The 26936-nt window shown below is 65.5% G+C and carries 16 protein-coding genes and 2 pseudogenes; 7 read left to right on the top strand and 11 right to left on the bottom strand.

The genetic code is table 11. The features are described from left to right. Nucleotides 1-136 precede the first annotated feature (136 nt). The 3 genes from ABFA30_RS14705 (at nt 137) to ABFA30_RS14695 (ending at nt 4763) form a co-directional block, all read left to right on the top strand. Nucleotides 137-1759, top strand: a complete 1623-nt coding sequence (locus ABFA30_RS14705; protein WP_253080227.1) for an acyl-CoA synthetase — start codon at nt 137-139, stop codon at nt 1757-1759. Nucleotides 1760-1851: 92 nt separating this feature from the next. After that, nucleotides 1852-3621: an acyl-CoA dehydrogenase C-terminal domain-containing protein gene (locus ABFA30_RS14700; protein WP_253080226.1), complete on the top strand. Its 1770-nt coding sequence runs from the start codon at nt 1852-1854 to the stop codon at nt 3619-3621. 146 nt (nt 3622-3767) lie between these two features. Further along, a complete protein-coding gene (locus ABFA30_RS14695) occupies nt 3768-4763 on the top strand; it encodes a FecR family protein (protein ID WP_225789029.1) in 996 nt (331 codons plus the stop codon). A 48-nt stretch (nt 4764-4811) separates the two neighbouring features. On the opposite strand, the gene ABFA30_RS14690 is transcribed toward ABFA30_RS14695, so the two are convergent. Beyond that, complete coding sequence (locus ABFA30_RS14690) at nt 4812-6131, bottom strand: Na+/H+ antiporter family protein (protein WP_225789028.1); 1320 nt, start codon at nt 6129-6131, stop codon at nt 4812-4814. Between the two features lie 195 nt (nt 6132-6326). On the opposite strand from ABFA30_RS14690, the pseudogene ABFA30_RS14685 reads away from it, so the two are divergent. Beyond that, nucleotides 6327-7670, top strand: a pseudogene (locus ABFA30_RS14685) (HAMP domain-containing protein); the annotation flags it as partial. A gap of 102 nt (nt 7671-7772) precedes the next feature. Next, nucleotides 7773-8528: a methyl-accepting chemotaxis protein gene (locus tag ABFA30_RS14680; RefSeq protein ID WP_410046045.1), complete on the top strand. Its 756-nt coding sequence runs from the start codon at nt 7773-7775 to the stop codon at nt 8526-8528. A gap of 255 nt (nt 8529-8783) precedes the next feature. On the opposite strand, the gene pgm is transcribed toward ABFA30_RS14680, so the two are convergent. The 6 genes from pgm to ABFA30_RS14650 form a co-directional block, all read right to left on the bottom strand. Then, complete coding sequence (gene pgm / locus ABFA30_RS14675) at nt 8784-10421, bottom strand: phosphoglucomutase (alpha-D-glucose-1,6-bisphosphate-dependent) (RefSeq protein WP_225789026.1); 1638 nt, start codon at nt 10419-10421, stop codon at nt 8784-8786. Nucleotides 10422-10522: 101 nt separating this feature from the next. Next, entirely contained in the window at nt 10523-12778 is a 2256-nt protein-coding gene (locus ABFA30_RS14670) for an ATP-dependent DNA helicase (RefSeq protein WP_225789025.1), read from the bottom strand. Next, nucleotides 12775-14427 carry a VRR-NUC domain-containing protein gene (locus ABFA30_RS14665; RefSeq protein ID WP_253080222.1) on the bottom strand — a complete coding sequence of 551 codons (1653 nt, stop codon included), beginning with the start codon at nt 14425-14427 and terminating at the stop codon, nt 12775-12777. The genes ABFA30_RS14670 and ABFA30_RS14665 overlap by 4 nt, the downstream gene beginning before the upstream one ends. Nucleotides 14428-14581: 154 nt before the next feature. Then, on the bottom strand, nt 14582-15931 hold the full coding sequence (locus tag ABFA30_RS14660) for a PLP-dependent aminotransferase family protein (RefSeq protein ID WP_410045595.1): 1350 nt from the start codon (nt 15929-15931) through the stop codon (nt 14582-14584). Next, complete coding sequence (locus ABFA30_RS14655; protein ID WP_410045594.1) at nt 15931-17316, bottom strand: hypothetical protein; 1386 nt, start codon at nt 17314-17316, stop codon at nt 15931-15933. The genes ABFA30_RS14660 and ABFA30_RS14655 overlap by 1 nt, the downstream gene beginning before the upstream one ends. Before the next feature lie 495 nt (nt 17317-17811). Continuing rightward, nucleotides 17812-18828 (bottom strand): zinc-dependent alcohol dehydrogenase family protein, encoded by a 1017-nt coding sequence (locus ABFA30_RS14650; protein ID WP_225789021.1) that lies wholly within the window; start codon nt 18826-18828, stop codon nt 17812-17814. 214 nt (nt 18829-19042) lie between these two features. Between ABFA30_RS14650 and ABFA30_RS14645 the strand changes: the two genes are divergently transcribed. After that, on the top strand, nt 19043-19957 hold the full coding sequence (locus ABFA30_RS14645; RefSeq protein ID WP_225789020.1) for a LysR family transcriptional regulator: 915 nt from the start codon (nt 19043-19045) through the stop codon (nt 19955-19957). A 38-nt stretch (nt 19958-19995) separates the two neighbouring features. Next, nucleotides 19996-20208: pseudogene (locus tag ABFA30_RS14640) on the top strand (AbrB family transcriptional regulator); the annotation flags it as partial. 96 nt (nt 20209-20304) lie between these two features. Here ABFA30_RS14640 and ABFA30_RS14635 read toward each other — a convergent pair. Genes ABFA30_RS14635 through ABFA30_RS14620 form a run of 4 tightly spaced genes read right to left on the bottom strand, consistent with a single transcriptional unit; the run spans nt 20305 to nt 26898 of the window. Next, a complete protein-coding gene (locus tag ABFA30_RS14635; protein WP_368815550.1) occupies nt 20305-20625 on the bottom strand; it encodes a DUF2149 domain-containing protein in 321 nt (106 codons plus the stop codon). Continuing rightward, nucleotides 20625-21101, bottom strand: coding sequence for a MotA/TolQ/ExbB proton channel family protein (locus ABFA30_RS14630; RefSeq protein WP_410045593.1), 477 nt, complete (start codon nt 21099-21101; stop codon nt 20625-20627). The genes ABFA30_RS14635 and ABFA30_RS14630 overlap by 1 nt, the downstream gene beginning before the upstream one ends. Continuing rightward, a complete protein-coding gene (gene cobN / locus ABFA30_RS14625; RefSeq protein ID WP_410045592.1) occupies nt 21098-24958 on the bottom strand; it encodes a cobaltochelatase subunit CobN in 3861 nt (1286 codons plus the stop codon). Before cobN ends, ABFA30_RS14630 begins: the two co-directional genes overlap by 4 nt. Continuing rightward, nucleotides 24958-26898, bottom strand: a complete 1941-nt coding sequence (locus ABFA30_RS14620; protein WP_253104494.1) for a TonB-dependent receptor domain-containing protein — start codon at nt 26896-26898, stop codon at nt 24958-24960. Before ABFA30_RS14620 ends, cobN begins: the two co-directional genes overlap by 1 nt. Nucleotides 26899-26936: the final 38 nt, after the last annotated feature.

Here is a 26936-nt window from a genome sequence, read left to right as displayed (position 1 = left end):
CTACCATAGCGGTTCGCTTAAAAATGCGACAGGGGAAGCGGCGCCCACGCGCGCTCCCCACCCTGATCAGAGCTAACAATCAGCCACCGGGGGCCATGCGCACAGGCTGCGCCTGCCTCCCCTACAGGACCACCGCATGTCGATCTTCTCCCAGGGCCTGATGCCCGCCCCTGTCAACCATGTCGCCCTCACGCCGCTGAGCTTCATCGAACGCACCGCCGGGGTGTACGGTCATTACCCGGCAGTGATCCACGGTGCCCTGCGCCGCGACTGGCGCCAGACCTACGAGCGCTGCTGCCGCCTGGCCAGCGCCCTGGCCGGACGTGGCATCGGCCGTGGCGACACGGTGGCGGTGATGCTGCCGAATATCCCGGCGATGCTCGAGGCGCACTTCGCCGTGCCGATGATCGGCGCGGTGCTCAACACCCTGAACGTGCGCCTGGATGCCGAAGCCATCGCCTTCATGCTGCAGCACGGTGAGGCCAAGGTGCTGATCACCGACCGCGAGTTCCACGCCGTGATCGAAGCCGCCCTCGCCCTACTCGAACACCCGCCCCTGGTGGTCGACGTGGACGACCCGGAGTACGGCGAAGGCCGCGCGGTCAGCGAGCTGGACTACGAGGCCCTGCTCGCCGAGGGCGACCCGGCGTTCGCCTGGGAATGGCCGGAGGACGAATGGCAGGCCATTTCGCTGAACTACACCTCCGGCACCACCGGTAACCCCAAGGGCGTGGTCTACCACCATCGCGGCGCCTACCTCAATGCCCTGGGCAACCAGATCACCTGGGCCATGGGCCATCACCCGGTGTACCTGTGGACCCTGCCGATGTTTCATTGCAACGGCTGGTGCTACCCCTGGACCATCACCGCCCTGGCTGGCACCCATGTGTTCCTGCGCCGGGTCGACCCGCAGAAGATCCTCACCCTCATCCGCGAGCACCGGGTCACTCACCTGTGCGGCGCGCCCATCGTGCTCAATGCCCTGGTGAACATGCCCGAGACCGACAAGGCGGCCATCGACCATCCAGTGCAGGCCATGGTCGCCGGCGCCGCACCACCGGCCAAGGTGATCGGCGCGGTGGAGGAAATGGGCATCCAGCTCACCCATACCTACGGCCTGACCGAGGTCTACGGCCCGGTGACCGTGTGCGCCTGGCACGCCGAATGGGACGACCAGCCCCTGGAGCAGCGAGCACGGATCAAGTCGCGCCAGGGTGTGCGCTACCCGACCCTCGATGGCCTGATGGTCGCCGATCCGCAGACCCTTCAGCCGGTGCCCCGCGATGGCAACACCCTGGGCGAGATCTTCATGCGTGGCAACACGGTGATGAAGGGCTACCTGAAGAACCCCGAGGCCACCGCCGAGGCCTTCCGCGGCGGCTGGTTCCACACCGGCGACCTGGCCGTGTGGCATGCCGACGGCTATGTCGAGATCAAGGACCGGCTCAAGGACATCATCATCTCCGGGGGCGAGAACATCTCCACCCTCGAGGTCGAAGATACCCTCTACCGGCATCCGGCTGTCCTCGAGGCAGCTGTGGTGGCCCGCCCGGACGAGAAATGGGGCGAGACGCCCTGCGCCTTCGTCGCCCTCAAGCCCGGCCACGGCGCCACCCGCGAGGCGGACATCATCGCCTGGTGCCGCGAGCACCTGGCCGGTTTCAAGGTGCCGAAGACGGTGGTCTTCGGTGAGCTGCCCAAGACCTCCACCGGCAAGATCCAGAAGTACCTCCTGCGCGACCAGGCCAGGGCCCTCTGACCCCAACGCCTGCCTCACCGGCCATGTCGCCCCCCTACCAGGGTGGGCGACCCTGCGCCGCGGATTCCTCCCTTGCATTCGAGAGCTCCCAGATGACCCAGTACACGGCCCCCTTGCGCGACATGCGCTTCGTTCTCCATGACCTGTTCGATGCCCAAGCCCTGTGGGCCCGCCTGCCGGCGCTGGCCGAGCGGGTCGATGCCGACACCGCCGACGCCATCCTCGAAGAGGCAGCGAAGATCACCGGCCAGTTGATCGCCCCGCTCAGCCGCAACGGCGACGAACAGGGCGTGCACTTCGAGGCCGGCCAGGTGACCACCCCCGACGGTTTCCGCGAGGCCTGGCGGACCTACCGCGAAGGCGGCTGGGTTGGCCTGGGCGGTAACCCCGAGTACGGCGGCATGGGCATGCCGAAGATGCTCGCCGTGCTGTTCGAGGAGATGCTCTACGCCGCCGATTGCAGCTTCAGCCTGTATTCGGCGCTGAGCGCCGGCACTTGCCTGGCCATCGATGCCCATGCCGACGAGGCCTTGAAGGCCACCTTCCTGGCGCCGCTGTACAGCGGCCAGTGGGCGGGCACCATGTGCCTGACCGAGCCCCAGGCCGGCACCGACCTGGGCCTGATCCGCACCCGTGCCGAACCCCAGGTCGATGGCAGTTACCGCATCAGTGGCAGCAAGATCTTCATCACCGGCGGCGAGCAGGACCTGACCGAGAACATCGTCCACCTGGTGCTGGCCAGGCTGCCGGACGCGCCGGCCGGCCCCAAGGGCATCTCGCTGTTCCTGGTGCCCAAGTACCTGGTCGAGGCGGACGGTAGCCTGGGCGCGCGCAATGGGGCGCACTGCGGCTCGATCGAACACAAGATGGGTATCAAGGCCTCGGCCACCTGCGTGATGAACTTCGACGCGGCCACCGGCTACCTGGTCGGCGAAGCGAACCGCGGCCTGGCGGCGATGTTCACCATGATGAACTACGAGCGCCTGTCCATCGGCATCCAGGGCCTCGGCTGCGCCGAGGCCTCGTACCAGAGCTCCGCGCGCTACGCCTGCGAACGCCTGCAAAGCCGGGCCGCCGCAGGACCGCAGGTACGCGACGGGATCGCCGACCCGATCATCCACCACGGCGATGTACGGCGCATGCTGCTGACCATGCGCGCGCTCACCGAAGGCGGCCGTGCCTTCGCCGCCTATGTCGGCCAGCAACTGGACTTGTCTCGCTACGCCGAGGACGTCGGCGAGCGTGAGCGCGCCCAACGCCAGGTGGCCCTGCTGACTCCGGTGGCCAAGGCGTTCTTCACCGACAACGGCCTGGAAAGCTGCGTGCTCGGCCAGCAGGTATTCGGCGGCCACGGCTATATCCGTGAATGGGGGCAGGAGCAGCGGGTGCGCGACGTGCGTATCGCGCAGATCTACGAAGGCACCAACGGCATCCAGGCCCTCGACCTGCTGGGGCGCAAGGTCCTTGCCGACGGCGGCCAGGCCCTGTTCGCCTTCACCAGCGAGGTCCGGGCCTTCTGTGTCGACGCCCCACTGCACCGCGATGCCCTGCTGGAGGCCCTGGTGCGTCTGGAGCGCACCAGCCAATGGCTGCTGGAGCAGGCGCCTCGGGACGTCAACCTGGTCAGCGCCACGGCAGTGGAATACCTGCACCTGTTCGGCCTGACCGCCTACGCCTACCTGTGGGCACGTATGGCGGCCATAGCCCAGCGCAAGCTCGACGAGGATCCGGCGTTCCTTGGTGCCAAGCTGGCCTGTGCCGAGTTCTTCTTCCAGCGCCTGCTGCCGCGCAGCCTGGCGCTGGAAGCCAGCATCCAGGCCGGTAGCGCCAGCCTCTATGGCATGGCGCCAGGGCAGTTCTGAACTCGGGCTGTGCGGGATTGGGCCGGTTGAGTGTCAGAACCGGCCCTTTATTCAGACGAAAAAACGCACATTTGATAGTCATTCGCCATTATCTCGGTTCTCGCAGCCCCTTCGCAGGGGTAGAATGCGCAAAACCGGGAGCCGCAATGAACCACGACCGCTTCACCCCCACTCCAGACGATGCCATCACCGACGCCGCCGCCCATTGGTGCATGCGCCTGCATGCCGATGACTGCACGAACGCCGAGCAGGCGGCATTCGCCCAGTGGCTGGCGGCCGACCCGCGGCACCTCGAGGAATACCAGGCGATGCTGGACATCTGGCAGACCGCCGACCTGCTGCCACGCAGCGCGACCGTGACCAAGCTCAAGCCCCGCGCCCGGCAGCGCAACTGGCGCCCGTTCGCCTGCGCCGCGGCGATCGCCCTGCTCGCCTTGCCCCTGGCCGGCTGGGTGGGCTGGGAACAAGGCTGGGTGCCCAATCGCTACCAGCATTTCGAAAGCACCGACCAGGTGCGCCAGGTAACGCTGGGCGATGGCAGCGTGGTCGAGCTCAACCTCAATACCGAGCTGCGCTACCTGAACTACAAGGACCAGCGCCAGGTCACCCTGATCAAGGGCGAGGCGTTCTTCAAGGTCGAACATGACAGCGCGCACCCGTTCATCGTCCGCGCCGGGCATGGCCAGACGCGGGTCACCGGTACCCAGTTCAACGTCTGGAAGTATCAGGACCAGGTCGAGGTGACCCTGGTGGAAGGCTCGGTGCTGGTCAGCAGCAATGGCAGCGACGGCGGCTACCGCCTCGGCCCCGGCATGCAGGCCAGCTACCATGCCGGCGACTTCGAGCCGACCCTTGCGCAGAGCGGCGACTACGGCAACGACCTGGCCTGGCGCAACGGCAAGCTCATCCTCGACAACCTCAGCCTGAGCCAGGCCCTGCCGGTGATCAACCGCTACCTGGACAAGCCGCTGCAACTGGCCGACGACAACACCGGCAAGCTGCGCGTCAGTGGCGTGTACAACACCCGCGAAGTGCACCGGCTGGTGGACAACCTGCCCCAGGTACTGCCCGTCTACCTGACCCGCAGCAAGGACGGCGGCACCGTCCTCAACCGTATCTCGCCGCTCCCGGACAAGGGCTGAGCCTTTTCGATACTGGGGCCGCTTCGCGCCCCCAATGGGCTCGATACCTCAGAGCACCATCGCCGCCAACCACCCGAAGGCCAGCAACGGCAGGTTGTAGTGGATGAAGGTCGGCACCACGGTGTCCCAGATGTGGTGATGCTGCCCATCCACATTGAGCCCCGAGGTCGGCCCCAAGGTCGAGTCCGAAGCGGGCGAACCGGCGTCGCCCAGCGCCCCGGCGGTGCCGACGATGCACACGGTGGCCAGCGGATCGAAGCCCAGTTGCACGCACAGCGGCACGAAGATCGCCGCCAGGATCGGCACCGTGGAGAACGATGAGCCGATCCCCATGGTCACCAGCAGCCCCACCAACAACATCAGCAAGGCGCCGATGCCCTTGCTGTGGTCGATCCACCGCGCCGACGCCTCCACCAGGCTCTTCACCTCGCCGGTGGCCTTCATCACCTCGGCGAAACCCGAGGCCGCGATCATGATGAAGCCGATCATGGCCATCATCTTCATGCCTTCCGTGAACAGGTCGTCGGTGTCCTTCCAGCGCACGATGCCCGACAGCGAGAAGATCAGGAAGCCCACCATGGCGCCGATGATCATCGAGTCCAGCCACAGCTGGATGATGAACGCCGCGGCGATGGCCGCGCCCGCCACCAGCAGGGTCAGGGGGTTGTAGCGCACGCTGACCTGCTCGACCTGCTCGATGCGCGCCAGGTCGTAGTCGCGCTTGCGACGGTAGCTGAAGAACACCGCCAGCAGCAGGCCCACGAGCATGCCCGCGGCGGGGATGGCCATGGCCTGGGTGACGTTGACCCCGCTGACATCCACGCCCGCGCGGCTGACGTTGGCCAGCAGGATCTCGTTGAGGAAGATGTTGCCGAAGCCTACCGGCAGGAACATGTACGGGGTGATCAGGCCGAAGGTGATCACACAGGCGATCAGCCGGCGGTCGATGCGCAAGCGGGTCAGCACGTACAGCAGTGGCGGCACCAGCAGCGGGATGAAGGCGATGTGGATCGGCAGGATGTTCTGCGACGAGACCGCTACCACCAGCATCAGGCCGATCAGCAGCCACTTGAGCGAGCTGCCATTGGCATGCCCCTGGCGGTCGATCACCGCCAGGGCACGATCCGCCAGGGCATGGGCCAGGCCCGACTTGGCGATGGCCACCGCGAACGCACCCAGCAACGCATACGACAGCGCCACCGTGGCGCCACCGCCCAAACCACTGTTGAAGGCCTTGAGCGTGCCCTCGGTGCCTAGGCCGCCGACCAAGCCACCGACCAGTGCGCCGACGATCAGGGCGATGACCACATGCACGCGGGACAGGCTCAATATCAGCATGATGCCGACCGCGGCAATGACTGCATTCATGGTGTGGGTTACCTCGTTGCGACAGACAAAAAGCGGGCGCACCGGCGACAGGCTACGGGCAGGCAGCGGCCGGGCGTGGGGATGTTGTTATGAAGGGCGCACACTCTGAAGCAGCGGCCGGCGGATGTCAAAGCCCTCTGCGCCGCAACAGGGCAGCAAGCCGGGGTGATTCAATTGAACGTTTGAATAAAGAAAATGCCCATCCTGCCGAAACACTGTTCACCCCAAGACCTATTACAAGGGATTCGCCCAATGCCTTTGCGACAACTGTCCATCCAGTGGAAGATCACCCTGCTCGCCGGCCTGTGCCTGGCGGGCATCGTCACCTTGCTGGTCGGCCTTTCGCTGTACCGCATGGCGCACAGCTCCGACCTGGTCAAGGCAAGCAGCATGCAGATGCTCGGCGAGGCGGCCCAGGCGCGCATCGCGTCGCAAGGCGAGGTGCAGGCCCTGAACATCAGCCGCCAGTTCATGGATGCCTACCAGTACGGGGCTGGCTTCGCCCGCCAGGTGCTGTTCCTGCGCGAACAGGCCGAAAAGCGTTTCCTCGACGCCTACGACTTGCGCGAAGACCTCACCCGCCAGGTGCGCACTGCCCTGCAGGCCAACCCTGATCTACTCGGCCTGTCCCTGGTGTTCGAACAAGGCGCCCTGGACGGCAAGGACGACCTGTTCACCGGCCAGAGCGAACTGGGCAGCAACGAGACCGGGCGCTTCTCCCTCTACTGGTCGCAGCCGCGCGCCGGCCAACTGACCGCCATGGCCCTGCCCGAGCAAGACCTGGCCAACACCGAGGTCGGCCCCAGCGGCGAGCCGCTCAACAGCTGGTGGGCCTGCCCGCGCAGTACCCGCAAGGTCTGCGTGATCGAGCCATACTTCTACCAGATCGATGGCCAGCAGGTGCTGATGACCAGCATCGTGTTCCCACTGATGGTGGCCGACAAGGTGATCGCCACCCTCTCCGTGGACATCAACCTCAACAGCCTGCAGGCCTTGAGCCAGGCCGCCAGCCGCAGCCTCTACGAAGGCCGCACCACGGTCGGCATCCTCAGCCCCGCAGGCCTGCTGGCCGGCTACAGCGCAGATGCCAGCAAGCTGGCCCAGCGCCTCGAGCAAGCCGACCCGGCCCAGGGCGCCGAGCTGGTGCGCAGGCTCGCCGACGGCAAGCTGCAGGTGCTGGCCGACCAGCAGCGCCTGAAAGTGCTGGCCGCCTTCGCGCCGATTCCTGGTGCCCGGCCATGGGGCGTGCTGCTCGACGTACCACAAAGCGCCCTGGCCGGGCCGGCCGAGGCGCTCGAGCAGGAGCTCGATGCCCTCAACACCAGCGGCACCCTGCTCGAGCTCGGCCTGGGCCTGGCGGCGGCGCTCGCCGGCCTGCTGCTGATCTGGCTGATGGCCCGCGGGGTGACCCGGCCGATCCTCGACGTTGCCGCCATGCTCAAGGATATCGCCAGCGGCGAAGGCGACCTGACCCGCCGCCTGGCCTACGACAAGCGCGACGAGCTAGGCGAGCTGGCCGGCTGGTTCAACCGTTTCCTCGACAAGCTGCAGCCGACCATCGCCGAAGTGAAACGCTCGGTGCAGGCCGCCCGTGGCACTGCCGACCGGTCCTCGGCCATCGCCACCCAGACCAGCGCCGGCATGGAGCAACAGTACCGCCAGGTCGACCAGGTGGCCACCGCCTCCCATGAGATGAGCGCCACCGCCCAGGACGTCGCCCGCAGCGCCTCCCAGGCCGCGCAGGCGGCCCGTGACGCCGACCAGGCCACTCGCGAGGGGCTGGCGGTGATCGACAGCACCACCCGCAGCATCGACACCCTGGCCGCCGACATGAGCAGCGCCATGACCCAGGTCGAGGGCCTGGCGCACAACAGCGAGAAGATCGGTTCGGTGCTGGAGGTGATCCGCTCGATCGCCGAGCAGACCAACCTGCTGGCGCTCAACGCCGCCATCGAAGCCGCCCGCGCCGGCGAGGCCGGGCGTGGGTTCGCCGTGGTCGCCGACGAGGTACGCAACCTGGCGCGGCGTACCCAGGAGTCGGTGGAGGAAACCCGTCAGGTCATCGAGGCCTTGCAGGCCGGCACCCGCGAGGTGGTCGGCGCCATGAACAACAGCCACCGCCAGGCCCAGGGCGGTGTCGAGCAGGTCGGCCAGGCGGTCACCGCATTGCAGCGCATTGGCCAGGCGGTGACGGTGATCACCGACATGAACCTGCAGATCGCCTCGGCGGCCGAGGAACAGAGCGCAGTGGCCGAGGAGATCAACAGGAACGTCGCGACCATCCGCGACGTCACCGAGTCGCTCTCCGGGCAGGCCAACGAGTCGGCGCGGGTCAGCCAGTCGCTCAACAGCCTGGCCAACCAGCAGCAGGGGCTGATGGACCAGTTCCGCGTCTGACGCGGGCCCGCCAGGCCCGTGGGCCTCGTCGTCTACACTTGCCCGGACCCAAGGAACGGCTACCGACGAGGCCTCGATGAAGAAGACTACAACGCTGTTGGCCGGCCTGCTGCTGGCGATAGGCTTGGCCAGCACCGACACCGCGGCGGCTTGGGCTGCGCCGTCAGGGGCCTGCGCGCCCCGGCATGCTGGATCGACTTCATCTCTGCCATTCGGGGGCGTTTCGCGCCCCCGAATCATTGAATCGCCACAGCCTCAGGCAATGGCAGCATCGACCAATACCTGCGCCTCCTGCACCAAGCGCTGCAGATGCGCCTCGTCGACGAAGCTCTCGGCATAGATCTTGTAGATATCCTCGGTCCCGGACGGCCGCGCGGCGAACCATCCGTTGGCGGTCATCACCTTCAGCCCACCGATGGCCTGCCCATTCCCCGGTGCATGGCTGAGAATCCCCTCGATCGCCTCGCCAGCGAGCTCGGTGGAGGTGACCTGCTCCGGTGCCAGCTTGCCCAGCAGGGCCTTCTGCCGCGCATCGGCCTTGGCTTCGACACGGGTAGCGAACGGTCGGCCCAGCGCCTCGGTGAGGTCTGCATAGGCCTGGCTCGGGTTGCGCCCGGTGCGGGCCGTCATCTCCGCCGCCAGCAATGCCGGGATCAGGCCGTCCTTGTCGGTCGTCCACACCGAGCCATCGCGACGCAGGAACGACGCCCCGGCACTCTCCTCGCCACCGAAGCCCAGCGTCCCATCGAACAGCCCCTGGGCGAAGAACTTGAAGCCCACCGGCACCTCATGCAGCTTGCGCCCCAGGCGTGCCGTGACACGGTCGATCAGGCCGCTGCTGACCACGGTCTTGCCCACTGCGGCATCGGCGCGCCACTGCGGCCGGTGGCGGAACAGGTAGTCGATGGCCACCGCCAGGTAGTTGTTCGGCTGCAAGAGGCCGTCGGGGGTGACGATGCCATGACGGTCGTGGTCCGGGTCGCAGGCGAAGGCCACGTCGAAGCGCTCGCGCAGGCCGATCAGGCCCTGCATGGCGTGGGGCGAGGAAGGGTCCATGCGGATCTGCCCGTCCCAGTCGACGGTCATGAAGCGGAACGTCGGGTCGACCTCGGTGTTGACCACCTCCAGGTCCAGGCGATAGTGCTCGGCGATCGCCTGCCAGTAGCGCACCCCTGCCCCGCCCAGCGGGTCGACGCCCAGGCGCAGGCCGGCCTTGCGGATCACCTCGAAGTCGATGACGTTGGCCAGGTCGGCCACGTAGCTGTTCACATAGTCATGGCGCTGGGTGGTGCTGGCCTGCAATGCCTGGGCATGGTCCATGCGCTTGACGCCCTCGAGCCCGGCGGCCAGCAACTCGTTGGCCTTGGCCTCGATCCACTTGGTCACGTCGCTGTCGGCCGGGCCGCCATTGGGTGGGTTGTACTTGAAGCCACCGCTCTGTGGCGGGTTGTGCGACGGAGTGATGACGATGCCGTCGGCCAGGCCTCGCTGGCGGCCACGGTTATGGCAGAGGATGGCATGGGACACCGCCGGCGTCGGCGTGTACTCGTCGTCCTTGGACAGCATCACCTGCACGCCGTTGGCCGCCAGCACCTCCAGGGCACTGGCCGCGGCCGGGGCGGACAGTGCGTGGGTGTCGGCACCGACGAACAGCGGGCCGTCGATGCCATTCTCCTGGCGGTACAGGCAGATGGCCTGGGTAATGGCCAATACATGGTGTTCGTTGAAGCTCAATTCCAGTGACGTGCCACGGTGCCCGGAGGTGCCGAAGGCCACGCGCTGAGCCGCCACGGCAGCGTCGGGGCGGCCGGTGTAATAGGCGGTGAGCAGGCGGGGGATATCGACCAGCACGCTGGCCGGAGCCGGCTTGCCTGCCAAAGGACTGAGCGTCATGCAAGAACCTCGAGATCAACGGGATGTAGGTGTTGGAACGCGCAGTGTACTGGGAGTTGCAAGCCTGTGCGATGACGCTTGCGAAGATTAGGGCCGCTGAGTCAAACCGCCTGCCACCAGCCTGGGAACATCTGCTGCACCCGTGGCTCGGCGAAGCGCTCGTCGATCAGCAGCAGCACGCCACGGTCCTGGTCGCCCCGGATGACCCGGCCAGCCGCCTGGATCACCTTGCGCACGCCAGGGTAGAGATAGGCATAGTCGAACCCCGCGCCGAACTGCCTGCCCAGGCGCAGCTTGAACTGTTCATTGACCGGATTGACCTGGGGCAGGCCCAGGGTGGCGACGAACGCCCCGACCAAGCGGGTGCCCGGCAGGTCGACACCTTCGCCGAAAGCGCCGCCCAGCACGGCGAAGCCGATGCCCTGCCCGTCGGCCACGAAGCGCGCGAGAAAGGCCTCGCGCGCGCCCTCGTCCATGCCCGGCGCCTGCTCCCAGCGCGGGATGTCGGGGTAGCGCTCGGCCAGCAGCCCAGCGACCTGCCCCAAATATTCGAAACTGCTGAAGAACGCCAGGTAGTTGCCGGGCATCCGCCGATACTGCCCGGCGATCAGCTCGACGATCGGCGCCAGCGACGCCTGGCGTTCGCGATAACGGGTCGACACCTGGCTGACGATACGCACCTCGAGCTGTTCGGCACGAAACGGCGCGGCAACCTCCAGCCAGGCGGTGTCGGGCGGCATGCCCAGCAGGTCGGCATAGAAATGCCGGGGGCCAAGGGTCGCGGAAAACAGGGTCACGCTACGCGCCGCACGCATGCGCGGGCCCAGCAACCGGGCCGGGACCACGTTACGCAGGCACAGGGTAGCCAGGCGGCGCTTGCGTGGCCCGTTGCGCAGGCTGATATCGAAGATGAAGTGCTCGTCGAACAGCTCGGCGACCCGGGTGAACTGCAAGGCCTGGAAAAAGAACTGCAACAGCGCGGGATCCACCTCGGTGGGTGCCTGCTCGAGGCGCTCCTGGATCAGCCCGATGCAGTGCTGCAGGCTACGTACGAAGGCCTCCGGCAACTGCTCGACGGCCTGGTACGGCGCCCGTTGCGTCTTGTACAGGGCGTTCCACTGCCGGTTCAGCCGGTCCAGGGCACTGCCCAGCCCAGCCGGCTTGCCCTGGCGCAAGGCCTGCAACTGGCCCTGGTCGAGGCTCGCGCTGTACATGCCACGGCCCCGCTCGACCAGGTTGTGCGCCTCGTCCACCAGCACCGCGACCCGCCACTGGTTGGCCTGGGCCAACGCGTGCAGCAAGGCGTGGGCATCGAAGTAGTAGTTGTAGTCGGCCACCAGCACATCGACCCAGCGGGCCATCTCCTGCCCCAGGTAGTAAGGGCAGACCTGGTGCGCCAGGGCCACCTCGCGCAAGCCTGCGCGATCCAGCAATGGCTGCTGCGAGGCGGCCTCGCGGGCAGCCGGCAGGCGGTCGTAGAAGCCCCTGGCCAACGGGCACGACTCGCCATGGCAGGCGCTGCCCGGGTGCTCGCAGGCCTTGTCGCGGGCGATCAGCTCGAGAGTGCGCAAGGCCGGTTGCGGCGTGGCTCGGGTGATCTGCTTCAAGGCATCGAGGGCCAGCGCCCGACCTGGGGTCTTGGCGGTGAGGAAATACAGCTTGTCCAGTTGTTGCGGCACCATGGCCTTGAGCAGCGGAAACAGGGTGCCGAGGGTCTTGCCGATGCCGGTGCTGGCCTGGGCCATCAGGCAGCGGCCGGTGCTCACGGCCTTGTACAGGGTCTCGGCCAATTGACGCTGGCCCTGGCGGAATTGCGGGTAAGGAAAGCCCAGGGCCTGCAGGCCCTGGTCGCGCTCGGCGATGCGTCGCGACTGCGCCTGGGCCCAGGCGAGAAACGCCTGGCACTGGGCCTCGAAGAAGCGCTGTAGCTCTGCTGCACGGTGTTGCTCGCTGATCAGGGTCTGGCGGTCGCTGTCCACGTCCAGGTACACCAGCGCTACCTCGATCGCCTCCAGTTGCCGGGCCTGGCACAGCAGCCAGGCATAGACCTTGGCCTGGGCCCAGTGCAATTGGCGATGGTTGGCCGGCTGGCGGCCCAGGTCGCCCCGGTGGGTCTTGATCTCCTCCAGGCGGTTGAGCTCCGGGTCGTAGCCGTCGGCCCGACCACGTACCCGCAGGCCCGAGTAGTGCCCTTCGAGGGCTATTTCCGCCTCGTAGCCCTCCCCCCGCCGGGCCGCCACCCGACGATGACCGGCAATCCCCTCCTGGGCCGTGGGCGATGGCGTGAAGCGCAGGTCAAGGTCGCCGACCTTGGCGCTGAACTCGCACAGGGCACGGACGGCCACGGTATAGGTCATGCCGCCGCCTCGCGCCAGCGCACATGGCATACCGCTACCGGCAGGCCGTGCTCACGGCAGAAATCCAGCCAGCGCAACTGGCTGTCCTGCAAGCGATCGCCGGGGCCCTTGACCTCGACCATGCGATAGCGCCCCTGCTGCGGCCAGAACTGGATGAGGTCGGGCATGCCGGCACGGTTGTTGCGGATGTCCTGCAACAGGCGCAGGAAGCACTGCTTCAGGTGCTGCGCCGGCACGCAGGCCAGGGCCTGCTCGAGCAATGGGTCGGTCAGCATCGACCAGGCCACGAAGGGTGACTGCACGCCCTGCTTGGCCGTGAAGCACTCACGGATGGCCTGGCGATGGCTGCCATCGTCGAGCCGGCCCAGGCAGGCGTCGAACAGTGCGCCACGGCGTTGCTGGAAATCGGCGTCGAGCAGGTCCTGCGGTGCCGCCTGGAATGGGTGGAAGAAAGCACCGGGCACCGGCGCGAAGATCGCGTCCCAGCACAGCAGGCCAAACAGGCCGTTGAACAGGGTGTTTTCCACGTAATGGGCCTCTCCCCCCTCCTGCTCCAGGTGCAGGCGCACGGCCTCCTCGACACCCAGCCCGGCCTGTTCGGCGGGCAGCTCCAGTTCGATCAGTTCCAAAGCCGCAGGGCGACGGCGGGGTTGCGCCGGCCCGCCGAGCTTGCGCGCCAGGCGCGGCAGCATGCGCTCCAGGGCCTGGGTTTCAAGAGGGTTGCCGGGCGCCTCGGCCATTTCCAGCGCCAACGCCTGGGCCTGCGCCCAACGAGCGCTACGCTCCAAGACCCGCACCTGGCGGATCCGTGCTTCAGGGTGCTGGCTGCGGGCATATACCGTCAGGGCCAGCTCCCAGTCACCCATCCGCTCGCAGTGCTGGCCCAGGCCGAACAGCAGGCGCGCACGCCGCCGGGCCAGCCACGGCGTGTCGCTGTGCAGGCCATCCAGCGCCGCCAGCACCGTGGCCGGGGCCTCACCCTGCTCCAGGCCTTCGGCGCAGGCATGCAGGGCCATCGCCAGGTCGACTTCGGCGCGCTGGTGCCAGGCCCGGGCATCGGCAGCGAACGGCACCTGCTCGTAGCGCAGCAGGCCCAGGTCGGCAAGGACGAACTCCGACCAGTCCTGGTACAGGTTGCCGAAGAACAGCAGGCGCAGACGGTCGCACAGCGGCTGCAGGCGCCAGTGCAGGATGCGTGGGGCAAACCCCGGGAACCATTCGCCCAGGGGCCTGGCCGCCAGCTCCAGCGGCAGCAGTTGCGCCAGCAGGTCGGCCTTGGCCGCCCGCGGTCGCTCCAGTTGCGCGGCGAAGCACTGTGCCAGTTCGTCCTTGCGCAGCAGGGCGAACACCTGCTCCAGGGCAAGCGGCGTGTGCTCGCTGACCCAGCCCAGCGCGATCAGTGGCTGCAACGCCACGTCACAGTCGCCGATCTCGGCATACACGAGCCTGTCGCTGCGAAACAGCTCGCCCTTGCGCATGACCATGCGCACCAGCAGCGCCTGGGCCGGCTCGGGCAGGCGGGCGAAGGCGTCCAGGAAGGCCTGCTCAGGGGCATCGAGCAGGTCGGCGTAGCGTTGTTCGACCCAGGCCAGCACCTGCCTGAAGTTGTGCAGGTAGTAGAGGGGATCGTCGACGGAATGGGCAATCACGGTGTTGGATCGGGCACTGGAAATGCACTGGTTATACATACAGACCAAGCGCACTGGCAAGCCCCGTGGATCAGCGGTCATGCGCCTCGACGCCCTGATGCCGGTCACTCAGGTGGCGCGTTGTCATTTTTGGGGCTGCCTTGCAGCCGCACATTCAACTGGCCGGCCTTGGTGCCTGGGCCAAGGCTCCACCCAGCGCGCGCAACGCCCTGTCCAACGCATCGCGACACTCTCCCTGCCAGATCAGCAGCAAATGCTGCCGATAGCGCCCCTGGAGGCTGAACGACCTGCCCGGCACAACCAACAAGGCCGTGCCGGCCACCGCCTCCTGGACATGCTGCAGGTCCGCCGGGTAGCGCAGGCACACCCAGAGCGCCCAGCCGCCCTGGGGCATGGCAAAGGTCAGTTGGTCGCCCAGGTACGCCTCGACCCGTTGGCACAACCGCTCCATCCCGGCTCGCAACGCCGCACGCAGTGCCGGCAGGCAGGCATCGATGTCCCCTCTTGCATAGAGGTGCGCGAGAGCCTGCTGACGCAGGGGCGGCAGCAGGAAGCCACGCCTGGCGCAGGCCTCGCCCACCCCGGCGTGGCGGCACAGCACATAGGCGTAAGGCGCCTCGGCACCGACCGTGGCCTCCAGCGTCCCCAGCACCAGCAACCTGCGCGGGGCGGCCAAGTCACGCAGGCGTGAGGCCGGCGGCCCGTCGTAGCAGTGCTCGCTGTCCAGGTCGTTTTCCAACAGCCAGGCCGGATGTTGCGCCAGCAAGGCCGCGATCGCCTGCTGATCGCCCACGGGCATGAGATGCCCGAGGGGCATGCCCAGGCACGATGGCATGACCACCAGACGCACGGGTTCGCGGTCCAGCAGGCGCGCCAGGCTGTCCAGGTCCAGACCGCCGCCGGCCTCCAGCGGCACCTCGATCACACGCATCCCGGCCCGTTGTAGCGCCTGCAGCAGACGCAAGCAGCAAGGCGCAGCCACCAGTGCTGTCGCCCCACGCAAGCGCAAGGCGAGCAGCACGGTCTCCAGCAGCGCCTGTACGTCGCTACCCAGGTGGACATGCTCCGCACTCCAGTAGTGCCCGGACGACCGGGTGTAGCGCGCAGCCAGGGCATTGCGTAGCAGCGCGTCCCCTGCCCCGCGCCGGGCTGCCTGACGCGACAGGCGCCGTTCCTGGGCGAGCAGCGCGCGCTCGAGCGGTGGCGGGGACGGCATCGGCAAGGCGAAGAGCGGCCGGGCCTGTGGCCTGGGCCAGGTCACCCCGGTCTCTCTGGAGCCGAATCGTACGAAATAGCCAGACTTGGGTACCGAGCGCACCCGTCCCTCGTGCTCCAGCAGGCCGTAGGCACTCTGCACCGTGGCCAGGGAGACACGCAGCCGTTGCGCCAGGTCACGCAGCGAGGGCAAGCGCCCGTCTCCATCGGGGTCGACCTGGGCGATCAGGGCCTCGAGGTAGCGGTACACCGCCTGGTAAGCGAACTCACCCCGTACTGACCGGCCCATCAAGGCGCCGCCTGACGAACCGTTTCCCAGGCCGATGACGGGCACGCCAGCCACCGCAGGTCGGCGCTGCGCCGTGCCAGGCCAGCCAGCAATCGACTGGCCGATGGCTCGAGCCGCCCCAGGTAGATCGCCTGCAGTTGCGCCAGGGACAGGCCACTGATATCCACCAGCCAGCGCTTCACCGCCTCGGGGCACGGCTTGCCCTGCAATGCCCTGTGCAGGTAAGGCAGGGCCACACGCATGCGCGGATGGCAGCACTGCACGAAGAACGCAAGGCCGCGCCCACGCTCGGCGAACGGTGCGAACAGCAGGCAGCCCAATTGCGCCTCGTCGAGACCCTGGGCTTGCAGAAAGCGCGCCCGCTCCGGCTCATGGGCCCTTTGCGCCCAGCCCCGCTGGGCCTCCCTGAGGGACAACCGTGCCGGTTGCCGCTGGGCATAACGCTCGGTCAACCGCGCCTGCAGGTGCCGCAGGCTGGCCACCAGGTGCGGCTCGAAGCAGCCCGCCAGCGCGGCCTGGCCAACCGCCTGGCATCCCAGCATACGGTCGAGCCCATCCTGCGCCAGCATGTGGCGCAACAGGTCATCGACCGCGATCACCCGCAGCGGCGCCTCGGTGTCCGCCGGCTGCGCCGGGTTAGCGGGCGGCGCCAGGGGCGCGTCGGCCAACGCCTGCAATCGCCCCAGCCCTTCGGCCAGGGCCGCCGCGCACTGCGCCAGGGCTTGCGGGGCCGGCTCCCCGGCCAGGCGCAGGACCCGCCGGCCCCAAGCCAGGTATCGGCGTCGCTGGCGTTCGGGCAGCGCCGTGACCAACGCGCTCGCCCCGCCGTTCCAGCCAAGTGCCAGGCGCACGGCGTTGGCCAGTTGCAGGTGCAGGCGGCTGCCCAGCAAGGCCTCTGGACTTCTCTCGGCCAGGTGCCCGAACAACAGCAGCGTTTCGCGCGCGCTTGCCCAGGGCCGCATCGCCACTGGGCTGCGGCTGTCGAAGGGCTGCAGGCTGTCGTCCGCCATCATGAGCAGTTCCACCCGAGGGTCGTCCTGCAGGAACAGCGCGCTGAAACAGCGCTCATGGTGACCGAGGGCCTCCTGGCCCGTGTAGGGCAGGCAGGCGACCAGCACCCGCAGGCGAAAGGTATCGGGGGTGCGCACGGCGATGCTCAGTTGAGCGGCCCGCAGGCTGGCCAGCAAATGGGCACTGCGCCGGTCGCCGCCGTGTACCACCAGCAACTGGAACCTGCCGATGTGTTCCGGCCCCCCGGCGGCTACCAGCAGGCGCTGGATCAGCAACTGCAACGAGGCACGTTGCGCCTGGGACATATGCGCGAGCAAACGTTCCAGAACTTGCTGGTAGATATAGTGCATGGCTTGATCGTGAATATTGCTCATGGGAACACTCCATGTTTCTCGACATGCCGTCTTGGCGAAAATTGTCGAGCGTGAAACACATAAAAATCAACTATCAGGACTTTTCCCACAAAGCTTTGGGAAAGTTCGAAGTGACAATATGCTGTCGCCAAGCCATTGAGAAAAACGACGTCCCCTCCCCCCTGTTTACCGCCGCCTCGCCCATACCCCAAGGCCTTCCACAGCTCATCCGGTGCTCCTTGCAATGACTATCACTCCGCCATTATCAAGCGTTGCAGCACGAATAAAAGATACAGATCAAGGGAAAAAAACCATTCAGCCCTGTCCGACTTCGACAATGCTCGGTCGAACCTGCTTTAAATTTCTTGGGAACGCGGAAAAATTGAGGACAAAAAAGAAAGAGCAGCCTTTAAATCTGTCAGCAGTTTATTTAAAGGCTGTAGGAGATATCTGAAAGCCAACATGCAAAGGGGGCAACTTCGTGCCCCCACAGACGACTAACACGTCAACGCACCCTCACCCCATGTCCAGCACGACACGGCCGCCACAAGGGCACTCGTCCATGTAGCGATGGGCCTCCACCACCTGGTCGAAGGGGTAGACCTTGACGATCTGCGGCGTCAACAGTTGGTCGGCGGTGAACTGGTTGATGTCGCGCAGGGCCCGCTGCAGGGCCACTTGGTCCTGGCTGATGCCCAGCTCCGGCTTGCCGGTGAAGTTGCCGATGCAGTGCACGTAGAACTGGATGTTCTTCTGGAACGCCGCGCACGCCGGGAAGGGTGTCTGGTTGCCGCCCTGCAGGCCGTACAGCACCAGGCTGCCGCGCGGCGCCAGAACATCGCCGAGCAGCGACATCTGCGGCCCGCCCATGCCATCGAGGACCATGTCCACGCCCCGACCATCGGTGTACTTGTTGATCTGCAGCAGCAGGTCCTGCTCCTCGGTGACGATCACCTTGTCGGCTCCCAGGGCCAGCAGGTACTCGCGCTGCTCCGGCGCCTTGGTGGCGGCGAACACCTTCAGCCCCAGGGCCTTGCCCAGTTGCACGAACGCCGGCCCCGCGCAGTGGCTGGCATCGGTGACCAGGGCAGTCTGGCCAGCCTTGGCCCGGGCCAGGTCGACGTAGGCGAAATAGGCGATCAGCATCGGCGTGTAGTGAACGCTGGCTTCGATCGGCGTCAGGTTGTCGGGGTAGCGGGTGATGGCCGTGCGCGGCAGGACGATGACGTCGCCATAGACCGGGTGGTCGTTGGCACTGGTGGCCGGGAAACTGGCGACTCGGTCGCCCACCGCGATGTCTTCGACCCCCTCGCCCACCGCAGTGACCACGCCAGCCATCTCATGACCGATCCCCGCCGGCAGGCGCGCCTGGGACGGCGCCAGGTTCTGCCGCCAGAGCACGTCGTACCAGCTGACGCCGATCGCCTCGACGCGGATCTGCACCTCGCCCGCCGCGGGGGATGGCTCGGGCTGCTCTTCGCAGCGGAGCACATCGGCCGCACCGAACTTGTGGAATCGGATCATGCGGGACATCGCATACCTCGCCTGTGTGAACCTCGTATTACCACGGACTTTATCCGGGCTTTCACGGTTAGACCATCAGTGGCCATTAATAGTCGACATGCCTGTCATTGATTGGGCTCCCGGCGTATCTGTGCATTGGCACCCGGAAACCGGTGCAGGGTAACAGCCTTTGGCCTTAAGATTCACCCCTGCCCCACTTTAGGCGAATAGGCGAAACGCATCGATGAACCGTAACGACCTGCGTCGCGTAGACCTGAACCTGCTGATCGTGTTCGAGACGCTCATGCACGAGCGCAGCGTGACCCGTGCCGCCGAGAAGCTGTTCCTCGGCCAGCCGGCCATCAGTGCCGCGCTGTCGCGCCTGCGCAACCTGTTCGACGACCCCCTGTTCGTGCGCACCGGGCGCAGCATGGAGCCCTCGGCGCGGGCCCACGAGATCTTCGCCCTGCTCTCGCCGGCGCTGGACTCGATCTCTACCGCGGTCAGCCGCGCCGCCGAGTTCGACCCGGCCACCAGCACCTCGGTGTTCCGCATCGGCCTGTCGGACGACGCCGAGTTCGCCCTGCTGCCGCAGTTGCTCAAGCGCATCCGGGCCGAGGCGCCGGGTATCGTGCTGGTGGTGCGCCGGGTCAACTACCTGCTGATGCCCACGCTGCTGGCCTCGGGAGAAATCTCGGTGGGCGTGAGCTACACCAGCGAGCTGCCGGCCAACGCCAAGCGCAAGGTGCTGCGCCGCAGCATGCCCAAGCTGCTGCGTGCCGACAGCATGCCCGGCAGCCTGAGCCTGGATGATTTCTGCGCCCGCCCGCATGCCCTGGTGTCCTTTGCCGGCGACCTCTCGGGCTTTATCGACGAAGCCCTCGACGAGGTCGGTCGCAAGCGCCATGTGGTCCTGGCCGTGCCCCAGTTCAACGGCCTGGGCAGCCTGCTGGCGGGGACCGACATCGTCGCCACGGTGCCCGACTACACCGCCGACGCCCTGACCGCCGCCGGCGGCCTGCGTGCCGAGGACCTGCCCCTGGATGTGCGTAGCTTCGAGCTGCACATGGCCTGGCGCGGTGCACAGGACAACGACCCGGCGGAGCGTTGGTTGAGGTCGAGGATACAGATGTTCTTCGGGGACCCGGACAGCCTGTGAAAGAGTCTCGGCATCATGGACACACCACTGTGAACGTGCGAGTTGGCGAGGTAGTTGTCACCCGCGCGGACAAGGCTCATGAAGACCCAGCCATCGGCGCATTTCTCAGCCTGCTGGAAGCCGACATTCGCACCGGCCGCAACATCAGCGCACTGCCGCAAGACCTCGCTCAAACGATACTGGCCAACGCCGGCCACAGCGTGAACCTGGACGACGCTATCAAGGGTGAGGTTGCGCTCTTCAGCGGGTAGCACAGACCTGTCGGCACCAGGCCCGCCCCCACTGCATGCGAGCGCAATCGTCATGTAAGCTGCACGGGTCGTTTCTTCATAAAGCCGATACCTTTGTCACTCAGTGTCGGCAGCCTCTGGCACATAGATCATCTTTCCATCGGCCAGGCGATAGGTAACACCCGCCTTGGTCCCCTGCCCTTCCCCAATTTCGCCGCTGGACTCGTAGCGCTTCAGCTCCTGCCCGTCCTTCACCAACATGCGCATGTCAGCCTCACCGGGATTCTCGATGACCACTACCTTGTCTTTACTGAAGGGATTCAATGGGTTCTGCACGATGACTACCATCAAGATGCCGATCACCACCAGGAACAGGTCGATCAGATTCACCATTGAAATGATCGGGTCATCGGCCTCGTCATGGTCCAGAAAGCGCATTAGCCCTTCTCCTGTGCTCGTTCGAGGCTACGTAGTTCCTGCAGCAGCCATCGTCGGCGCACGGTAAGGATGAAGAACGTGATACTGGCGCTGACCAGGGCCACGATCACAGACGAAAACGCCACGACCATGTTCTCTCCGATACCTTGGGAATCACTGCGCGTCAGCGCGAGAAGAGCGGGCCCCATCGGGATCATGGTGGCCACCAGGCCGAGCATCGGTGCGCTGCGCGAAGTGATACGCAGCCACTCCAACTGCTTCATGATCCACAGTTCCAGGTCGTCGCTCGTGCCGCCATGCTTCCAGTGCCAACTGGCCAGCCTCGAGTTGTAACGGCCTGCGTGGCGTTGCCAAGCCTCCAGGGCAAAAGCGCCCAACGCGAAGAATGCATAAGCCAGCGAGGCAAGGATCAGCAGCATCACCGGCACGAGAAACAGCCGAGTGAGTTCGTAGATGCTGGTTTCAAGACCATTCATAGTGCGTTTTCCGTAAGCCGAGAATTTGTCATGCGTTGCCGGGTAGCACCGGCAACGAAAAAACCGAGCAGGCACACCAGGCCTGACCACAGCAGCCACTGCGGTTGCTCTTCGCCGTCTGGCTTCACCTCTTCGAGGACTTGCCCAGTGACGACCTGCGCCGCCACGCCGGCTGGCTCTGCTGACGAAGGATTGCCTTCACTTTGCAAACCGAAGCCAGCCGCCATCTGTTCGAGGAACGTGCGTGTTGCTTCCTGGCCAACCGGCCCAGCCTGTGTCGCTTCGAGCTGCAGCCGGCGCTCGACGAGGTCGCGTCGGGTCTGCTCGCTGGCGTCCCAGTACCCCTTGCGGATCGCCTCGACCATTCGTTCGATGAGTTGGGCCTGAGCAGTGGGGTTGTGCTGTTCGAACCAGGCATTCAAACCAAGCCTGCGCGTGTCCATGACGTAGGTGTCATGTATCGCCTGCCACTGATCGGCACGAACCATGTTCGGGTCGGTGGCTTGCCATCCCCAGAGGTTGTTCACCAGGTCGAGCATCTCCAGCGTGCCGGCGTAGCCCTCCTTCTGCATCTCACCAATCCAGTGAGGGTTCAGGTAACGACCGCGCAACTCCGTGGACAGGAACTGGGCGGCCCCCGTGGTTCGGGGAGTGGCCTTGCGTAGATCGGAGATATAGAGCGATGGGCTGCGGCCATCGAGGTGCTTCACGGCTGCCGAGAGGCCACCTAGAAACTCGAATGGGTGGTCCGTGGACAACAGGCCATTGAGCTCGGAGGAGCGCGACATGACGGCCGCCTGGACACCTTTCAATTGCTCGGCGAAAAGGTTGCCTGCCTTCAGCTTCACGCCCCATTCCTGGCTCCCGTATCCATACTGCAGGCGCTGCAGAAATTGCTTGGCAAGCTCGGCGTCGTTTTCCCACTTCGTCGAATCCAGTGCCAATTGCGACATACCCGTCCCATAATCACCGGGCTCGTTGCCAAATACTCGAAGACGGGACAAACGCCGGGCCTGGTCGGCCGGCATCCCCTGTTCCTGCTGAAGCCGTGCCGCCAGCGCTCGGCTGTTCTCTGCGATGGCATTGCCTGGCTCATCCCGTTCGGCCAAGCGCTCGGCAGCATCGGCGAGCAAGCGCATGAACCCGTCGAACTGATCGCGATAGACACTGGTGACCTGCAGGACGGCATCGATCCTGGGGCGCCCCAACTCGCCAAGCGCAATGACCTCCAGCGCGACAACGCGACCACCGGCATCCCAGACCGGCCGCAGCCCCATGGCGTGCAGCACCTGACTCTCGACGATCCCGAGGTGCCTCATCGCCTCCGAGGACCAGAGGCTGAACGCCAGCTTCCGTGGCGTTTGCCCTCGATGATCGAGCCGGTACTGCTCGATCAGTTGCGCCAGTGCCTCCCCGCCAGCCTCATAGGCCGCCTTTGTCGGCAACTTGTCTGCTTCGAACGCATAGAGATTGCGACCGCTAGGCACATCTGGATTGCGGATCGGGTCCCCTCCGGAACCGGGCGCGACAAAGCGCCCCTCGAGCCCTGCCAGAAGAGCCGCCATCTCATGGGTATCGCTCAGATGACGATCCAGTTCACGCCCCCTGGCCAGCAGCGCTCCCAGCTCAGGCGAACGGACCTCGTCGATCGAGCGCCCCTCCCGGAGGTAGACCTTCAGTGTGCTATAGGGGAGCGATTTTTGGAGGTCCTGGTAATCCGTAGCGAAGACCTCACTGGGATCCAGGCCCAACACCCGATAGTAAGGCTCGCCCAACTGCTGCATCACTGTGCTCAAGCGATGTTCCGGGGACGCCGGCTCGCCGAACGTGTGAAGCCCAAGCGGGCTGGCGCCCCGCGCGAGCTCGTGCAGATGATCATGCAGCGCCGCGAGAAAGGCCGGGAAATCCTTGCGCATCGACGCCTCATCCCAGCCGAAGTCGGACTGCATGCCCATCTTCAATACTGCCGCCCGGATCTGTTCGGCGCTTCTTTCACGCACCGCGCCCTCGTCCAGTTGCTCGTACTCGTGGATCAGATGATGCAAGTCACGCAACTCATCATAGAGGCCTGCCGGAGCGAAGGCTGGGGTCTGGTGACTGATCGTCACAGCGCGGCCACGACGGCGTGCCTGGATGGCTTCGCCGATGTTGTCCTGGATGTAGGGATAGAAGACTGGCATGTCTCCTACCGCCAGGAATGGGTAATCAGCGACAGACAACCCGCGATCTTTTCCAGGTAGCCACTCCTGGGTGCCGTGGGTGCCGAAGTGAATCAACGCATCCGCCTGGAAGCGCTCGCGAACATACTGGTAGACCGCCAGATAGAGATGATCCGGCGGAACTTTACTGTCGTGGTATGACTCGCCCGGCCTTCCAGCCCTGGGAGGTTGAGGAAGCAGCAGCAGCTTGCCCAGATGCATCGCGGGAATGATGAACTGGCGCTCACCGTTCACCTCCCGAAGCGCCCAATGCTTGGCAGGGTCGCCCCAGCGTGCAATCAATGCATCGCGCGTAGCCTGCGGGAGGCTATTGAACCATGCCTGGTAATCTTTCAGCGGGAAGCGGTCAGCCAGGCCTTCTCGCAGGAGCTGGTCCAGCGTCTCCGGGCGATAGTAGCCTGCCAGCAGTCGCTGCCCCGAATCGATCAACACCTTCTCCGAAGTGGCTGGAACCTCGTAGCCGGCACGCTCGAGCGATGCACTCAGCGCAGCCAGGCTGGCTGGAACGTTGAGATGGGAAGCCGCGAGATTACGCTCACCTTCCGGATGGTTCCAGAACATCAGCGCGAGACGCTTTTCCTTCGCCGGAAGCTGGCGAAGGCGAACCAGCCGGTCCAGTTTTCGCAGCAGGGCTTCGGCCTGATCCACCATGAGCACCGGATCACCGTCGTCCAGCGCCGTGAGCACCAGTGGGTCGCTCATGCCCCAGGCTTCCGGAACACTGAGGAAGGCAGCCGCTGTACGCGCTTGCACCCCGCTCGGGCTGGCCAGCCACTGCTCCTCGGTGCCTCCTCGGTGTCCAAACGTCTGCAGCACGGGCATGTCGAGCACCAGGAACTCCGCCTTGCGCGCAGGGCCGTTCTGCATGTGTTGCAGATTCACCAGCGCCTGTATCTTGGCCCCAGCAAAGATCTCGGTCAGAGCGTTCGGGTTATTGTCATCGAACCAGAAGACTACCGGTAACTGGCCATGGCGTTCGCTACGCCGGATCAGGTCATCGATGGCCTGCAATTGCCCGTCAGCGATCACCCCTCGGTGTATGGCAAAAGCAATTCGAGGCGCTCGCGCCTCCCAACGATCGTGCCCCCACGCAAGGTACTCGGCCAAACGGGCGAAGGGAGATGGTGCATCGGGATGGTAGAAGCCCGTCTTGGGTAGCTCCGCAGGCCTTGCCAAGTCGTCGAAAGGCAGCCCCGCCTTCCTGCGCTGTACGAGCGTGAAGAGCTGTTTGAGGTTGGCTTCCCCACCATGGCTGTAGTAGCCGATCAAGCGCATGGCGATAGGTGCAGGCAGATTACCGTACGCCGGAGGCCCTCCTCCGACGCGGATCCAAGGCACCGGTTGCCGCTCCAAGACGTCACCCAGCCGCTGCTGAACAACAGCCAGGTCGGAAGGACGCGGCGTATCGAGGATCAACAGGTCCGCTGGCGCCAGCCAGTCGGCATCAGGCGCCTGCAGGGCACTGCTTTGCAGGCTGGCAAAGCGAACGCCGGTTTGCTGTGCCCACGTTGCAAGTCTTGCATGCTTACCGGCGAGGACGAAGTCGCTGCTGAGCATCCGCACCTGCGCCGACGACTCAGTGGCCCCTGCGGCAAGGCTACAGCTCAAGCAGCAGAGCAGGAGTATCAAGCTACGCATCAGAAGCTGGCCACCAAACCAATGTGGTAAGTACGGCCCGGCTCGGCGTATGTGAAGCGCTCGCTTTGGTCGGCCAAGCGTTCGTCGCCGATGTTTTCGATGCCACCGCGCAGCGTCAGGTTGTGGCTCAGCTTCTGGCTCAGCTCCAGGTGCCACAAAGTGTAGGCTGGCAAGGAGTACGCCACGTCGCTGCTATAGGTCAGTTGGCTTCCCACGTATTCAGTACGCAACTGGGCCTCGAAAGCAGACGTCGGGCTCCACTTCAACACGCTGTTAGCGAGGTGCCGCGAGCGATCGCCCAGGCGCTGTCCAGCAGTCCGATTTCGAGCATCCAGGTAGGTGTAGTTGAGCGCCCAGTGCAGGTCTGCCATGAGATCGACACCCCCTCCCAGCTCGATGCCACGAATACGCGCCTTCTCGACATTCTCGTAGTTGCGCAGCTCACGACCACGCATGCCGCAGTTCTCGACACAGACCGTCTGAATCAGATCCTTCACATCGTTCTCGAACAGCATGCCCTTCAACGACCAGCCGTCAGCCTGATAATCAGCGCCGAACTCATAGGCGGTATTGGTTTCCGGGTGAAGATCGGGGTTGCCAACGATCGTGAAGCGACCACCGCCACCGACGGCGGAGTACTCGGGGGACAACTGTTTCAGGCTGGGTGCCTTGAACCCCTTGCCGATACCGGCACGCAACGTCAACTTATCGCTGAAGTGGTGAATCAGATAGGCGCGCGGGCTATTTTCCCAGCCGTACTCCTCGTGAATGTCGAAGCGGTTGCCCAGTGTCAGCGACCAAGCGGGATTGAAGGTGATTTCGTCCTGGACGAACAGCGCTCTGTGGATCGCCTGGTCCTCACCGCTGTGGCTCACAGAGCTGTCTTCCAGCTCCTCCTTTCGCCACTCGCCACCGATGGTCACACGCTGCATGTCGAACAGAGGCACGCTCAGGTTTCCATCCACCACGCTGTCAGTCAGACGTTGCGGGCGGGTGGGAGCCACAGCATCGCTACGGGAGTTCTTCCGGTCCAATCGGTTTCGGTAGGCTCGAACCTGGGTGTGCCCCCATTGCCAATCGCCAGCATGTGCCAACGACCACTGTTCGCGCTCGATGACATCGGTGGATTCGTAGTCGCTCGACCGTGAACCACCGGTTTCGGTGTTTCGCCAGCGGCGCTCGCGCCCCCTCTCATGACCCAGGTCGATGCGCTGCGCCTCATCGGGTGTCCAGGTCAGGGTTGCACCGCCACTGTTGGCATTGCGCCCTTCCAACTCCGACAGCTTGGGATTATCGAAGTCGGGGGTTTCCTGTTGACGCTGGGTCTCACCGTTCAGCGTCAGCCCGAGCACGCCGGGAATCAGAGGGCCTCCAGCGTATGCAGCCAGTTGATGAGTTTGCCCACCAAGGCCATCTTCACGGATACCGCCGTCCAATATCCCGCTGCCCATCCAGATATCGGTGGCCTTGCGTGTAATGACATTCACCACACCGCCGAGCGCCTCGGACCCATAGAGCGATGACATCGGGCCTCGGACGACCTCGATACGCTCGATGGCCTCCACCGGCACCCAGCCCAGGTCGAAATCGGAGTGGGCGATGGCACCGGAAGAAGTGCTGATGCGCTTGCCATCGATGAGCATCAGCGAGTGCTCGCTAGACATGCCTCGGATACTGATCCCCCGGCGACTCATGCCAACGCCATTGAACTGCAGGCTTTCGCTGCCACGCAGGGCATCCTCCAGATTCCGCACGGGCCGCTTGCTCAGCTCCTCGGAGGTGATGACGGACACGCTGGCAGGGGCGTCCTTCAGCGTTCGCTCGGTATTGGTGGCACTCACTACCGTCGACCCCAGCTCGAGCACCTCGGCCAGGCCGGTTAGCGGGAAAAGCCCGAATGCAAGCAACGATAGAGGACGGCGCAGCGCTAAGCTGCGCATCTTCGATACGGCCATGGTGATCCTTCCAGTAATCAGCC

It is taken from the genome of Pseudomonas sp. HLMP (assembly GCF_046365545.1).
Taxonomy (GTDB): domain Bacteria; phylum Pseudomonadota; class Gammaproteobacteria; order Pseudomonadales; family Pseudomonadaceae; genus Aquipseudomonas; species Aquipseudomonas guariconensis_B.
The sequence above is the reverse complement of the archived record's forward strand: the minus strand, read 5'-3'. Positions and strand labels throughout refer to the sequence as shown.

What these genes read in the sequence shown, in the direction of transcription:
- ABFA30_RS14705 (WP_253080227.1), top strand. Translation starts at nt 137, where the DNA reads ATGTCGATCTTCTCCCAGGGCCTGATGCCCGCCCCTGTCAACCATGTC.
- ABFA30_RS14700 (WP_253080226.1), top strand. Translation starts at nt 1,852, where the DNA reads ATGACCCAGTACACGGCCCCCTTGCGCGACATGCGCTTCGTTCTCCAT.
- ABFA30_RS14695 (WP_225789029.1), top strand. Translation starts at nt 3,768, where the DNA reads ATGAACCACGACCGCTTCACCCCCACTCCAGACGATGCCATCACCGAC.
- ABFA30_RS14690 (WP_225789028.1), bottom strand. Translation starts at nt 6,131, where the DNA reads ATGAATGCAGTCATTGCCGCGGTCGGCATCATGCTGATATTGAGCCTG.
- ABFA30_RS14680 (WP_410046045.1), top strand. Translation starts at nt 7,773, where the DNA reads ATGGAGCAACAGTACCGCCAGGTCGACCAGGTGGCCACCGCCTCCCAT.
- pgm (WP_225789026.1), bottom strand. Translation starts at nt 10,421, where the DNA reads ATGACGCTCAGTCCTTTGGCAGGCAAGCCGGCTCCGGCCAGCGTGCTG.
- ABFA30_RS14670 (WP_225789025.1), bottom strand. Translation starts at nt 12,778, where the DNA reads ATGACCTATACCGTGGCCGTCCGTGCCCTGTGCGAGTTCAGCGCCAAG.
- ABFA30_RS14660 (WP_410045595.1), bottom strand. Translation starts at nt 15,931, where the DNA reads ATGGGCCGGTCAGTACGGGGTGAGTTCGCTTACCAGGCGGTGTACCGC.
- ABFA30_RS14655 (WP_410045594.1), bottom strand. Translation starts at nt 17,316, where the DNA reads ATGAGCAATATTCACGATCAAGCCATGCACTATATCTACCAGCAAGTT.
- ABFA30_RS14650 (WP_225789021.1), bottom strand. Translation starts at nt 18,828, where the DNA reads ATGTCCCGCATGATCCGATTCCACAAGTTCGGTGCGGCCGATGTGCTC.
- ABFA30_RS14645 (WP_225789020.1), top strand. Translation starts at nt 19,043, where the DNA reads ATGAACCGTAACGACCTGCGTCGCGTAGACCTGAACCTGCTGATCGTG.
- ABFA30_RS14635 (WP_368815550.1), bottom strand. Translation starts at nt 20,625, where the DNA reads ATGCGCTTTCTGGACCATGACGAGGCCGATGACCCGATCATTTCAATG.
- ABFA30_RS14630 (WP_410045593.1), bottom strand. Translation starts at nt 21,101, where the DNA reads ATGAATGGTCTTGAAACCAGCATCTACGAACTCACTCGGCTGTTTCTC.
- cobN (WP_410045592.1), bottom strand. Translation starts at nt 24,958, where the DNA reads ATGCGTAGCTTGATACTCCTGCTCTGCTGCTTGAGCTGTAGCCTTGCC.
- ABFA30_RS14620 (WP_253104494.1), bottom strand. Translation starts at nt 26,898, where the DNA reads ATGCGCAGCTTAGCGCTGCGCCGTCCTCTATCGTTGCTTGCATTCGGG.